Origin of the sequence: Marinomonas lutimaris (assembly GCF_019426345.1) — a bacterium.
In the GTDB taxonomy this organism is placed as follows: Bacteria; Pseudomonadota; Gammaproteobacteria; order Pseudomonadales; family Marinomonadaceae; genus Marinomonas; species Marinomonas lutimaris.
In genome coordinates this window covers 26,205-39,802 of the sequence record NZ_JAHLLW010000012.1, presented here as the reverse complement: position 1 = coordinate 39,802, position 13,598 = coordinate 26,205, and the positions used below count along the sequence as shown (strand labels likewise).

Sequence of the window (13,598 nt, the reverse complement as noted above, 5' to 3'; positions counted from 1 at the left end):
AGAAAAACATGGCAACACATTTAGATATCAGTCACATATCGATTGAGTTCCCAACGCCAAAAGGGCCGTTTAAAGCGCTGGACAATGTCAGTTTAAAAATAGAGAAGGGCGAATTTGTCTCTCTGATCGGCCATTCCGGCTGCGGTAAATCGACAGTTCTCAACATAGTGGCCGGTTTATACGATGCGACTGAAGGCGGAATTTTATTGGACGGCCGTGAAGTTAAAGGGCCTGGGCCAGAACGTGCGGTGGTTTTCCAAAATCATTCTTTACTGCCTTGGTTAACCTCTTACCAAAATGTTGAATTGGCGGTAAAGCAGGTTTTTCGTAAAACCAAATCAAAGAAAGAAATGCATGATTGGATTATGCACAACCTAGAGTTGGTGCATATGACCCATGCAGCGGACAAGCGCCCAGATGAAATTTCTGGCGGTATGAAACAGCGTGTTGGTATCGCCAGAGCCTTGGCGATGGAGCCTAGTGTGTTACTGATGGATGAACCTTTCGGCGCCTTGGATGCTTTGACTCGAGCGCATCTTCAAGACTCGTTGATGGAAATTCAAAAAGACCTTAACAACACAGTGATTATGATCACCCATGATGTGGACGAAGCTGTGTTGTTGTCGGATCGTATTGTGATGATGACGAATGGCCCAGCAGCAACCGTAGGGGAAATTCTGCATGTTGATCTTGAGCGTCCTCGTGAACGTCTGGCCTTAGCGAATGACCCAAGGTACGTGGATTATCGGACCCAAGTGTTGACCTTCTTATATGAAAAACAACGTAAAGTAGAGCCGATTCAAGCAACGGCTAAGAGTAAAACGGTGGCGGCCAGTGCCAAGGTTGCGAATGCCTAGTCTTATCTCTCAGCCGGTGAAACGCCGTCTCGTCATTGTTGGTGCTGGCATGGCTGGCAGCAAGCTTGCGCACGACTTCGAAAAAGCGCATGGCGATGATTACCAAATAGTTTTGGTTGGAGAGGAATCCAGAGTTGGCTATAACCGCATCATGTTGTCCTCTTTATTGGCAAAGGATATTTCTGACGCCGATATGTCATTTGTTGATGCGCAGAAGATGCAAGAAGATGGCGTTGATATTGTGTCCAATGATCCCGCTATTAAGTTGGACCCGAAAAATAAAACGCTCTTATTAGCCAGTGGAAAAACCATTAAATACGATCAATTAGTGCTAGCGACTGGTTCTCGGGCAAGTGTGTTACCAATCAAAGGGGGGTCGGCCCCTAATGTAATGGGCTTTCGTACTTGGAATGATGTAGATGTCATGACTCAGCTGAAAGGTAGCCAATCAGTTTGTGTGATTGGCGGTGGCTTGTTGGGTCTAGAAGCCGCAGTGGGCTTGGTGAAACGTGGTCACAAAGTGGTGGTGTTTCATCGCTCAAAGTGGTTGCTAAATCGTCAGCTAGACGAAGAATCAGCTGAGCTTTTGCTTAATAGACTTACGCAAATGGGCATTGAATTTCGCCTTGGCGAGTCACCAGAGTCCTTTAAGCAAGCGGATGACGGTCGAGTGTCCCATGTGGTTTGTCAAAATGGTGAACAGCTAACGGTGAGTTTAGTCGTGATGGCGGCTGGAATTTACCCTGAAATTACTTTAGCCAGGGCGGCTGGTTTAGAGACCGGTCGAGCTATTTTAGTCGATGACCAAATGAAGACATCTCACCAAGATGTATTTGCATTGGGAGAATGTTGTGAATTTGATCGACAAACCTTTGGCTTAGTGGCGCCTATTTGGACACAAATTAACGTCTTGATGAAGGTATTGGTCGGGGAAGAGGCTGCGTTTGTGATAGAACCCACTCCTACTAAGTTGAAAGTGTCAGGCGTGAATCTTTTTTCAGTTGGTAAGATTCAACCTTCAGAAGAAGACAGCTGCATCTTTTTTAAAGATGTTAGCGCAAATCATTACCGCAAACTGGTGGTCAACGATGGCTTACTGGTTGGCGCAATTCTTTATGGCAACGTCGCCGATGGAAGCTGGTATTTCCAGCTAATTCAAAATAAGACCAATGTCTCTGACATGCTTGATTTACTGGTATTTGGCGAAGCGTATTGCTGTCCTCAAGTCGCCTGAATTAAGCCGTTTTAGACGTTGCTAGCCGTTAGGCATGTTACTTCAATAAGAGTTATTGCAAGGGGAATAAAATGACGTCAACAGAGTCTTTTCTTAATACTAAACCTCATCTAGTGGTAATCGGTAATGGTATGGTTGGCCATCACTTTGTCGAGCAAATGATTGCCCAAGCTGGCCATGAAGAGTTTCAAATTACGGTGTTTGGTGAAGAGCCGTATTTAGCTTATGACCGTGTACATCTCAGCGAATATTTCACTGGCAAAGGTGCGGCTGATTTGGCCATGACAGATGGCACTTTATATAGTGAACATGGTGTGCGTTATTTTACCAATAGCCTGGTGACCGAGATCGACCGTGAGGCGAAGACGCTCATATTACAAAATGGCGAGTCATTGTCTTATGACAAGCTTGTTCTGGCGACAGGCTCTTATCCCTTTGTTCCGCCTATTCCAGGTCATAAACGTGATAACACCTTTGTTTATCGTACTCTTGACGATTTAGATGCAATCCGAGCTTGTGCAAAACAAGTAACACGAGGCACGGTTGTCGGTGGTGGTTTACTGGGGTTGGAAGCGGCTAATGCGCTCAAAAATCTTGGCTTGGAAACCAGTGTAGTAGAGTTTGCGCCACGTTTAATGCCGGTTCAATTAGATGAAAAGGGCGGTGCGGTTCTTAAGGAAATGATCGAGGGGTTAGGTGTAAAGGTACATACCGACACCGCGACCAAAGAAATAATTGATGGAGAGAGTGCTTTTCATCGCATGAACTTTGCTGATGGCTCTCATCTTGAAACGGATCTTATTTTATTCTCTGCGGGGATTCGACCGCAGGATGCTTTGGCACATCAATCTGGCTTAACGGTCGGAGAGCGTGGCGGCATCAGTGTTAATAATCACTGCCAAACCAGTGATGAAGACATTTATGCCATTGGCGAGTGTGCGCTTTGGAATAATCGTATTTTTGGCTTAGTTGCACCTGGTTATGCCATGGCAAAGTCAGCTGCTGGGCATCTTATGGGTGATGCGGGTGTGACTTTCACTGGCGCAGACATGAGTACGAAACTGAAATTACTGGGCTGCGATGTGGGTTCAGTTGGTGATGCGCATGCTCAGTCGCAAGGCTGCAAAGTCTTTGTTTACCAAGATGAAATAAGTCAGAGCTATCGAAAAATGGTGGTTTCTGAAGACGGTAAAAAGCTATTAGGCGCGGTCTTAGTGGGCGACAACAGCTATTACGATACCTTGTTGCAATATTACCTCAATGCCATTGATTTACCTGAGCAAGCACAAGCACTTATTTTACCTACGATGGGCGATGCTCCCGTTGGCCTAGGTGTAGATGCTTTACCAGCGACCGCATCAATTTGTAGTTGCCATAACGTGTCCAAGCAAGATATTAACGATGCTGTTTGTAGTGGTGCTTTGTCCGTCGGTGATGTGAAAGGTATTACGAAAGCAGGAACGGGTTGTGGTGGTTGCGCGGCTTTATTGAAAAAAGTCGTCGACAACGAATTGTTAGCCTTGGGTGTTGAGGTCAGCACAGACATTTGTGAACATTTTGCTTATACCCGCCAAGATTTGTACAACCTAGTGAAAGTCGGTGGAATCAAAACTTTTGCTGAATTGTTAAACCAACATGGCAAAGGGCACGGTTGTGAAATTTGTAAACCCGCTGTTGGTTCTATTTTAGCCAGTGTTTGGAACGACTACGTGTTGAAAAAAGAACACATCAGCTTGCAAGACACTAATGATCGCTTTTTGGCCAATATGCAAAAAGACGGGACTTACTCCATTGTGCCACGAATTCCCGGAGGTGAAATAACCCCTGATAAATTGATTGTATTAGGCGAGGTAGCAAAAGAGTACGGCTTATACACCAAGGTCACTGGAGGCCAACGTATTGATTTGTTTGGTGCCACTCTGCCGCAATTACCCGAAATTTGGGAAAAGTTAATTGCAGCGGGTTTTGAAACCGGTCAAGCCTATGGCAAATCCTTACGTACAGTGAAATCTTGCGTTGGTAGCACTTGGTGCCGCTACGGCGTGAATGACAGCATGAAGATGGCGATTGATCTAGAGAATCGTTATAAGGGCTTGCGCTCACCCCATAAAATCAAATTTGCGGTATCTGGTTGTACGAGGGAATGCGCTGAAGCTCAGAGTAAAGATATTGGTGTGATCGCCACTGAAGGCGGCTGGAATCTATATGTTTGCGGTAATGGCGGTATGAAACCACGCCACGGTGACTTGTTTGCCAAAGATCTGGACGATGAAACCTTGGTGAAATACATCGACCGCGTATTGATGTTTTACACCAAAACCGCGGATCGATTGCAGCGTACCTCCGTTTGGATGGACGGCCTAGAAGGCGGTTTGGACTATCTTAAAGACGTAGTGATTAACGACAAACTGGGCTTATGTTCAGAGCTTGAAGCCAGTATGCAACACGTAGTAAATACCTTCCAGTGCGAATGGAAAACCACGTTGCAAGATCCTGAAGCATTAAAGACTTTCCGCCAATTTGTGAATTATGAGGGAAGTGATAGCAATGTGGTCTTTGTTGAAGAGCGCAGTCAAATGCGTCCGGCAACAGAAGCGGAGAAACAACAATTAATTGCGAAGGTAGGCTAATACGATGACGACGCCATGGAAATTAATTTGTAAACAAGAAGATCTGATAGAAGGCGCTGGTGTGGCGGCCATGGTAAATGGCGAGCAAGTAGCGATTTTCTACGTCCCTGAGTCAGATAATAAAGTCTTTGTGATCGGTAACTGGGATCCGGTTGGCAAGGCGAATGTTTTATCACGAGGCTTGGTTGCTCATTTACAAAATCAATGGGTCGTTGCCAGCCCTTTGTATAAACAACACTTTGTCTTGGCATCGGGCGAATGTCTGGAAGAGGATATTAAAGTACCTCACTGGCAAGCGAAGTTAGAAGGTAATGAGGTGCTTATCGCCGTCAATTAGAAATGGTGCATTTTATTGCTTAGCTGCACTGTTTGAGGGCTCTAAAAGATCGCTTTTTATAGCACTTCAGAAGTACGCCAGCCGCAAGGCCTGTAAAACTCAGTTATAACTGGCTTTATCTGCTTTATTAAAAGTTGGCTTGCTTATTGCTAAATTAATATTACTGATGCACCGTAAACCGACGATGGCTTACACATAAAGCATACAGATATTACAAAAGGCAACGAGGCCCAATCACTTTTTTAGAAAAGTGATTGGGCCTTTTTTGTTTTTAAAAAAGTTAAAAGCGCGAGGAAGGTCCATGACGACAACAATGAAGACAGCAACCAGCGTAAAAACGACCTGTCCATATTGCGGTGTTGGGTGTGGCGTAAATTTGACTCTTCCACATTCGGCAAGTGAAGCCGTTCCACCTGTGTCTGGTGACTTGGAGCATCCGGCTAATTTTGGTCGTTTATGTGTGAAAGGTAGCAGTCTTGCGCAAACCATTCAATCGGATGATCGCTTAATAACACCTATAGTTGATGGTCATCCTGTTGCTTGGGAATCGGCTATTAAAACAGTGAGCGCGAAAATTGCTCAAGTCGTAAAAGATCATGGCCCTGATGCTTTTGCTTTTTATCTATCTGGTCAGATTCTCACTGAAGATTATTACGTGGCAAATAAACTGGCCAAAGGTTTTATCGGCACAGCCAACGTGGATACCAATTCTCGTCTGTGCATGGCGTCTGCTGTTGTCGGTTATAAGCGTGCTTTTGGCTCAGACTCTGTGCCTTGTAATTATGAAGATCTAGAGCTCTGTGATTTATTGATTATGGTTGGGTCAAACGCGGCCTGGACACACCCCATTTTATATCAACGCATTGCCGCAGCGAAAAAACAACGTCCTAACATGAAAGTGGTGGTGATTGACCCAAGAGAAACAGCGACTTGCGATATTGCGGATCTACACCTGGCTATTAAGCCCGGATCCGACGCCGCGATTTTTTCCTTTTTATTAACTGATTCAGTTCAAGCTGGCATTTTAAATGATGACTTTATTGCGAACCACACCAATGGATTTGAGGCTGCTTTATCGCAAGCGAAAGAGTCGACACCGAGTTTATCTTTGACGGCGGATTTTTGCGGAATCGGTGAGCAAGATCTAGCAAGTTTAGCCAGCTGGTGGCGCGACACGGCAAAGACAATTACCTTTTATTCTCAGGGGGTGAATCAGTCTTCCTCTGGCGTTGATAAATGCAACGCGATCATTAATTGTCATTTGGCGACGGGTCGTATTGGCAAAGAAGGTGCTGGACCTTTTTCTATTACGGGTCAACCAAACGCTATGGGCGGGCGAGAAGTGGGTGGTTTGGCCAATCAATTAGCCGCTCATATGGATTTTGCCACACCGGGCGCACAAGATTTGGTACAGCGTTTTTGGCAAGCGCCGAATATGGCAACAAAGGACGGTTTAAAAGCCGTCGACTTATTTCAGGCCATGGAAAAAGGTAAGGTCAAAGTGGTGTGGATTATGTCGACTAATCCTATGGTGAGCTTACCAGATACTGCTCAGGTTCGACGCGCGCTGGAAAAATGCGAGCTGGTGATTGTCAGTGATTGCAAAGCGCATACTGATACAACCGCTATGGCTGATGTTCTATTTCCTGCGACGGGCTGGAGTGAAAAAGACGGTACGGTGACTAATTCAGAGCGACGTATTTCTCGCCAACGAGGTTTATTACCTGCGCCAGGTGAAGCCAAGCATGATTGGTGGGCAATCTGCGAAGTGGCAAAACGCCTTGGCTTTCAATCGGCGTTTTCTTATCAAAATGTGCATGAGATTTTTGCTGAACATGCGGCTTTGTCGGCGTTTGAAAACAATGGCAAGCGTGATTTCGATATTGGTCATTTTAGTCAAATAACCCAGTCAGAGTATGACGCTCTTACGCCAGTGCAGTGGCCGGTGCCGAAAGGTCGTCCAGAAGGTACCAAGCGGATGTTTGAGGACGGTTATTTTTTCACACTAGACGGTCGAGCAAAATTTGTGGCGATCTCACCAAGTTTGCCGAAGTACCAAGCTTCACAAGAATGGCCTTTTACCTTAAATACCGGACGAGTGCGCGATCAATGGCACACGATGACAAGAACCGGAGATGCAGCGTCTTTGGCTAAGCATACCGCACAACCTTATGTGGAAATTCATCCCAAGGATGCGAAACGTCTTGGTATTAAAGATAAAGACTTAGTACGTCTTACTTCATCGTACGGAGAGGCTTTACTAAAAGCTAAAGTGAGTCGAGCGGTTGCGCCAGACAATGTATTTGCACCTATTCACTGGACTCGACAATTTGCTAACGCGTCCGTTGTATCTAACCTAATCCCCCAAGTCGTTGATCCTTTGTCAGGGCAACCAGAGTCGAAACATGCTCAAGTTCAGCTCGAGGCTGTTAGAGATATTTGCTATGGCCTGATTATTTCAGCTGTACCGCTTGTTTTATCAGAGTGTCTGTATTGGTGCCAAGTACCTTCTGAGCAAGGTTATCACTACGAAGTAGTTTGGCCTAACGGACAAACGCAAGCGTCGTTGAAAGCCATAGATAGAGAGCAGGACAAAGACTTAGCTGAAAATGTTGAATGGCTAGAATATTCAAATCCCGCGACGCAACAAATTCGATTGGCCAAGTTAGTTGATCAAAAAATTACCATGCTTATTTATATGCATTCGCAGCCTAAATCCATCTTGGCGGATTGGCTTATTTCTAAATTAGAAGTCAACACGCCGTTATCATTAGTAGACCGTTTAGCTATTTTGGTAGGCAGTCCCGCCAACGCTGAAGAGAAAGGAGAAATTGTTTGTTCTTGCTATCAAGTAGGCAGTAAGCAAATTGAAAAGGCGGTTTCGACTGGTATTTGTTCCGTCGATGGATTGGGGGCCAAGTTAAAATGTGGCACCAATTGCGGCTCTTGTCTTCCTGAATTAAAACGCTTTGTTTCTTCAGTGGTGGAGTTATCTGCATGATGAGTAGTACACAAATCCGAATGACGAATGATTTCACTCAATATGTAAAAATTTTAGGCCGAGGTAAAAAAGGCACACGCAGTTTAACAGTGGAAGAAGCTGAACACGCCATGAGTTTGATGTTGTCTGGCAACGTAGCACCAGAACAATCGGGAGCTTTTTGGATGTTGATTCGGATACGAGAAGAGACAGTAGAAGAAACCGTTGGCTTTACCAAGGCGACTAGAGACTATTTATCGAAAAAAGAAGCATTGGGAATTAAAGTTGATTTGGATTGGCCTGCTTATGCTGGTAAGCGCAATGAGTTGCCTTGGTTTTTGCTGGCGGCGCTTGCACTTGCTAATACAGGGATCAAAATTGTGATGCATGGACATACGTTTGAAGGGGAAAATCGAATGTATGTAGAGCATGCTATTAATCAATTGGGATTAGCTGTTTGTCATTCTAGGACTCAGTTAACACAAGAGCTTGAAGTTAGGTGTTTTGCTTATATGCCGTTGGCTGAAGTAGATAAACAGTTAGGCGGCATGATGGATCTTAAGTACGTATTGGGTTTGCGCTCGCCTGTAAACACGGTTGTACGCATGATGAATCCATTTTCAGCTGATCATAGTGTGCATGGGGTGTTTCATCGTGGTTATGATCAGCTTCATCTTTCTGCTTGTGAGCAATTAGGTGATGCGTCGGTGTTGGTGTTCCGTGGCGGCAATGGTGAAGCAGAAGTAAATCCAGAGCGCGATGTTACTTTGGGGAAATGGCAAAATGGCGTAGCCAGTTGGTCAGATTGGCCGAAAGCCGAAAAAGAGCATAGGCGCTTAAAAGACAATTTGGATTTGTCGCGATTGACGGATCATTGGCGTGGAGATCAACTTGATCAATTTGGCGAGCAAGCGGTTCGACAAACCATTGCGTCAGTTGCTGGACTTCTTTATGGTGTGACGTCTCATGGGGATTGTCTTGTTTTGGCTGATGATATTTGGACCAGACGAGATAAAATGTATTTTGATTCGGTTTTGTAGAAAGAGAAAGTTGTATGGCGTTTATTTCCTTATCGGCGGCGGTATTGGCTGGTGGAAAAGCAGAGCGAATGTCGCGTCAGGACAAAGGTTTGCTGTTGTTTCAGAAAGAGCCTATGGCCTTGTTAGTCGGGCGAGCTTTGCAGCAAGTTGCTGAAAGAGTGTTTATCAATGCCAACCGAAATTTTGAAGCTTATGCAAAGCTTGGTTATGAAGTGGTTGCCGATGATCAATATCATCAAGGGAAAGGACCATTGTCTGGCTTATTGACTTGTTTAGCCTTTGCGAAAACATCGCATTTATTGATCTCACCTTGCGATACGCCCCGTATTAGTAGTGCGGCTTTTGCAAAGCTTAAAGAGGCCAGTCTGTTGTCTTCAGAACAAATACATTTTTTGAGTGATGCATCGGGTACACATCCATTGCATGCCATTTTGCCGGTAGACTCTGCGTTGGTTGCGCTTAAGCATTTTTTAGATGGAGGGCAGCGTTATAGCGTCTTAGGTTTTTATGACGCATTTGGCTGCCAACCCGTTACTTGGGGAAATGGTGCTGAGTTACTAAATGTCAACACGCCTAACGAGCTAGCTTAAACTCGTATTACGTTGGCATTTTTTATGATTGGCTCATGGATTCAATGTCTAGATGATAAGACTCACCATCTTCTTTATGTTCCAATTTGACCAATAGGTAATCAAATTTCGGTACAAACCAAAAAGAAGTCTTTTTACCTTTTTCTTGGTTGTCGGTGCGGATGATTTTAATAGCAGAAACACGACCTAACTTGGTATCGATGGTTTCCATTTTGTCACGTTCAAAGCGCCAGTTTTTAATATAACCACCATCGGCAATTTGATAGTCGAATTCATTTTTTCCCATTTTTAGATCTTGTCTAACTTGCAGCTGGATAGACAGTTTATCTAATGTTTTTGGGTTAATTGCCAGATTCCAAGGCTTGTCTTTTACATCATTATGGACAAGGTTGTTTTCCCAATCAAAAGTGAGTGTCGCACTTCTTTTTTTCCCTAAAGCCGAACTTTTGTATTCGTATTTGGTTGGAATGATTTGATGATCTTTAACATAGAAAGTGGATGACTCGTCAAGGGAGGCGATCATGCTGTCTGCAGTAAAAGCAAAGTGCCAAAGATTGCCAGCTTTTTTCGATAGGGTTTGTTTGCCTTCCACCTTCAGGCTAATGCCTTTTTTCCAGATAGTACTATAGACAGCTGAATATGGCTTTAGGAAGGTTTCTTGGGGTTGTTCTGCGGCGCTTACTTTAGTGGAAGAAAAAGAAAGCATGGGAATACTCATAAAAATAGCCATTAAAAACATTGGGATTTTACGAGTTCTCATACTTTCTCCTACATCATGTTAGAGCTTCGTTATAAAGAATGCCGCTTTCAGGCAGGGCATTGTTATCAAAAAAAGCTGTTCCGTCATGGAATGTTAATCTTTCTTCACTGAGCCATTTAACCGCCAGCGGATAGATAATATGTTCTAAAGAGTGAACCTTACTAGCTAAACTTTCTGCGGTTTCTTCTTGCGCTATTTCCGTACTCGCTTGGAGTATAACGGCGCCAGCATCCAGTTCTGGGCTGACAAAGTGTACTGAAACGCCATGTTCTTTTTCGTTTGCATCAATAGCACGCTGATGTGTATTCAAACCTTTGTACTTTGGAAGCAAAGAAGGGTGAATATTTAGCATTCTACCTTCAAAATGTTTCGCAAAGGTTTCAGTTAGAATGCGCATAAAACCAGCGAGAACAACCAATTTTGGTTGATATTGATCGATAAGTGTTTGCAGTTCAGCATCAAACTCCTCTCGACTATCAAACGATTTATGGTTAAGTGTGTGCGTTGGTATACCTGCTACCTTGGCACGCTCTAAACCATAAGCTTCTGCTTTGTTGCTTATTACAGCACAGATCTTGATATTGAGTAGTCCTTGCAAGCTTTGATCAATCAAAGCTTGCAAGTTGCTGCCGCTGCCAGAAATTAAGACAACGATCGGAAAACTCATGCCTGCGTCTCTAGGTCAGAGATTAAAACCTCTTTTCCGCCGTTACGAGGGCAAATATCACCAATGATCCAAGCGTTTTCGCCTTCTGCTTTTAGAATAGCGAGTGCTTCGTCTGCTTTTTCTGCATCAATAGAAAGTACCATGCCGACACCGCAATTTAAAACACGGTACATTTCTTCTTGCTCAACATTTCCTTGTTCTTGCAACCAATCGAACACAGCAGGACGTTTCCAGCTTGTTGCATTGATACGAGCCGCTGCGTCTTCAGGAAGAACACGAGGAATGTTTTCAAGTAAGCCGCCGCCAGTAATGTGGGCTAGGGCATTCACAGAAATGGATTCCATTAATTTAAGAATGGATTTGACGTAAATGCGAGTTGGCTCCATTAGCGCGTCTTTTAAAGCAACACCGTCGATATCTTGATTAAGATCCGCTTTGCTTACTTCAAGGATTTTGCGAATAAGTGAGTAGCCGTTTGAATGCGGGCCAGATGAGCCTAAAGCAATCAATTTGTCGCCAGCTTTGACTTTGCTGCCGTCAATAATGTTTTCTTCTTCAACCACGCCAACACAAAAGCCAGCTAGATCGTAATCACCGTCATGGTACATGCCAGGCATTTCGGCGGTTTCACCGCCAACAAGTGCGCAGCCTGCTTGTAGACAGCCTTCACCGATACCGGTAACAACGTTTGCAGCCACATCAACATCTAGCTTGCCAGTTGCGTAGTAATCTAGGAATAATAGAGGCTCAGCACCGGCTACGACTAGATCGTTAACGCACATTGCAACTAAGTCGATACCAATGGTGTCGTGTTGGTTAAGGTCCATCGCTAGACGAAGCTTAGTACCAACACCATCGGTGCCAGAAACAAGAACAGGGTTTTTGTATTTTGTTGGAAGACGTGTCAAAGCACCAAATCCACCCAGACCACCCATTACTTCAGGGCGACGAGTTTTTTTGCTTACGCCTTTAATACGTTCAACAAGTTGATTGCCAGCGTTGATATCAACGCCTGCGTCTTTATAACTAATGGATGGTTTATCCGACTTGGTCATTGCCTATGCCTTATCATGGTACGAGGAAAAAAATGCATTTTAGCATAGTGGCGCATTAGGGCTATGGTTCTTTGCAATTAAGACAGTAGAATAGGCAAATAAACGAAGGAAGGGTTATGAATTCTCGTATATTTTTACTACTTATTAGTGTTTTTTGTATTTCGCCAGTCAATGCAGTCCCTGTTGAGGGGCTTTATAGTGCTGAAATTAATCTGCCAGTGACACAATCAGAGGCGCAAATGCTAAATGAAGCATTTGGTTTGGCCGCTGAGGATGTGTTGATAAAAGTCTCGGGTAATAAAAATGCCATTTCTGGTGATTTATTAGAGCAGGCTAAAAAGAAAGCACCAACTTGGGTTGTGCAACATTCTGTAGCGTCGCTTAACGAGTTGTTGCCTTCTGATGACGGCTTGGTTCCCGGTAAGCAAGTTAAGGTAACTTTTTATCAAGAATCCATTGATGGCTTTTTGTCGCAGAATAATTTGCCAGTTTGGGGTGGGAATAGACCGTCTGTCTTGGTCTGGTTGGTGAGTGAAAATAATGGTGTTAGGACATTATCTGGATCAAAAGAGCCATCAGAGGCGCTGAATAAATTAGCACAGTCTGCTGGCAAAGTCGGTGTGCCTATTTATGCACCTTTGCTTGATGATGTCGATAAACGAAGTCTTGCTGCGTCTGATGTCTGGGGCTTTTTTGAGGACAGCATAACAAATGCGAGTAAACGTTATCAGACGGATTCTGTAGCGGCTCTTAGAATAAGTAATTATGCAGGGCAAGTGAGCGGAAATTTATTGGTGTTATTAAAAAGTGGCGAGACAGAGCGATTTGTTTTGCGAGGTGAAAACCTTAATGACTTAATTGATCAAGCGAGTGCTGACTTGGCTAAAGCATTTTCGTCTCGTTATGCTTCAGTACGTAATGGCGGCTCTGCTAGTAAGTTGAATGTTCAGATAGTGGGTGTTAAGAGCTACAGTGTTATGAGTAAAGTGCAGTCCTACTTAGAAAATATAGGGGTGGTCCGAGATGTAACTTTGGTTCAGGTTGATGGTGAAAAAGTTGAATTTTCGATTGAGATTGATGGTGATAAGCAAAAGCTATTTAACAGTATATCACTAAGCAGCTTGTTAATTAGTGCACCATTGAATGCCTTAGATCCTGATGCAAATCGAGTTGTGTCTTATCAATATAGTGGAGTGAATTAAATGACAGATCTATTGGATGAAAAGGTTGTAGAGCGAGATTTTTTTGCTCGTCCAGTGGAGGAGCAAAACGATTTTTTGGCGCAAACTTGGTGTAATCACTGTATGGAAGTGGACTTGGGAATGAGCAATCCCAAGGAGTTTGAAAGCAAAGAGAGAGTATGGATAGAGGGTGATTGTGTGAAGTGCGGTCATTCGACTGTAACTGAAATAGTCGAAGATGATGAAGAGTAGTGCTTAGCATTGTTA

General features: G+C 44.1%; 12 protein-coding genes. 9 read left to right on the top strand and 3 right to left on the bottom strand.

Annotated features, from left to right (window positions below; all coding sequences use genetic code 11):
- Positions 1-8 precede the first annotated feature (8 nt).
- The 7 genes from KPL72_RS14020 to mobA all read left to right on the top strand — a co-directional run bounded on the left by KPL72_RS14020 (position 9) and on the right by mobA (position 9,668).
- Positions 9-857: an ABC transporter ATP-binding protein gene (locus tag KPL72_RS14020; RefSeq protein WP_219703335.1), complete on the top strand. Its 849-nt coding sequence runs from the start codon at positions 9-11 to the stop codon at positions 855-857.
- The gene (locus tag KPL72_RS14015) at positions 850-2,091 is read left to right on the top strand and encodes an NAD(P)/FAD-dependent oxidoreductase (RefSeq protein WP_219703334.1); all 1,242 of its coding nucleotides are present in this window, start codon (positions 850-852) and stop codon (positions 2,089-2,091) included. Before KPL72_RS14020 ends, KPL72_RS14015 begins: the two co-directional genes overlap by 8 nt.
- Positions 2,092-2,162: 71 nt before the next feature.
- Positions 2,163-4,721, top strand: coding sequence for a nitrite reductase large subunit NirB (gene nirB / locus KPL72_RS14010; RefSeq protein ID WP_219703333.1), 2,559 nt, complete (start codon positions 2,163-2,165; stop codon positions 4,719-4,721).
- A gap of 4 nt (positions 4,722-4,725) precedes the next feature.
- Positions 4,726-5,058, top strand: a complete 333-nt coding sequence (gene nirD, locus KPL72_RS14005; RefSeq protein ID WP_219703332.1) for a nitrite reductase small subunit NirD — start codon at positions 4,726-4,728, stop codon at positions 5,056-5,058.
- Between the two features lie 301 nt (positions 5,059-5,359).
- On the top strand, positions 5,360-8,059 hold the full coding sequence (locus tag KPL72_RS14000) for a nitrate reductase (protein ID WP_219703331.1): 2,700 nt from the start codon (positions 5,360-5,362) through the stop codon (positions 8,057-8,059).
- Positions 8,056-9,078, top strand: a complete 1,023-nt coding sequence (locus KPL72_RS13995) for a glycosyl transferase family protein (RefSeq protein ID WP_249422261.1) — start codon at positions 8,056-8,058, stop codon at positions 9,076-9,078. Before KPL72_RS14000 ends, KPL72_RS13995 begins: the two co-directional genes overlap by 4 nt.
- A gap of 14 nt (positions 9,079-9,092) precedes the next feature.
- Positions 9,093-9,668 carry a molybdenum cofactor guanylyltransferase gene (mobA, locus tag KPL72_RS13990; RefSeq protein ID WP_212915741.1) on the top strand — a complete coding sequence of 192 codons (576 nt, stop codon included), beginning with the start codon at positions 9,093-9,095 and terminating at the stop codon, positions 9,666-9,668.
- Positions 9,669-9,690: 22 nt separating this feature from the next.
- On the opposite strand, the gene KPL72_RS13985 is transcribed toward mobA, so the two are convergent.
- The 3 genes from KPL72_RS13985 to purM are packed head-to-tail and all read right to left on the bottom strand — an operon-like array spanning position 9,691 to position 12,150.
- Entirely contained in the window at positions 9,691-10,428 is a 738-nt protein-coding gene (locus KPL72_RS13985) for a DUF3108 domain-containing protein (protein ID WP_219703330.1), read from the bottom strand.
- Between the two features lie 13 nt (positions 10,429-10,441).
- Positions 10,442-11,095, bottom strand: coding sequence for a phosphoribosylglycinamide formyltransferase (gene purN / locus KPL72_RS13980; RefSeq protein WP_219703329.1), 654 nt, complete (start codon positions 11,093-11,095; stop codon positions 10,442-10,444).
- A complete protein-coding gene (gene purM / locus KPL72_RS13975; protein WP_212915738.1) occupies positions 11,092-12,150 on the bottom strand; it encodes a phosphoribosylformylglycinamidine cyclo-ligase in 1,059 nt (352 codons plus the stop codon). The genes purN and purM overlap by 4 nt, the downstream gene beginning before the upstream one ends.
- Positions 12,151-12,266: 116 nt before the next feature.
- On the opposite strand from purM, the gene KPL72_RS13970 reads away from it, so the two are divergent.
- Both KPL72_RS13970 and KPL72_RS13965 read left to right on the top strand, forming a co-directional pair.
- The gene (locus KPL72_RS13970) at positions 12,267-13,352 is read left to right on the top strand and encodes a DUF2066 domain-containing protein (protein ID WP_219703328.1); all 1,086 of its coding nucleotides are present in this window, start codon (positions 12,267-12,269) and stop codon (positions 13,350-13,352) included.
- Positions 13,353-13,583: a hypothetical protein gene (locus KPL72_RS13965; RefSeq protein ID WP_212915736.1), complete on the top strand. Its 231-nt coding sequence runs from the start codon at positions 13,353-13,355 to the stop codon at positions 13,581-13,583.
- Positions 13,584-13,598: the final 15 nt, after the last annotated feature.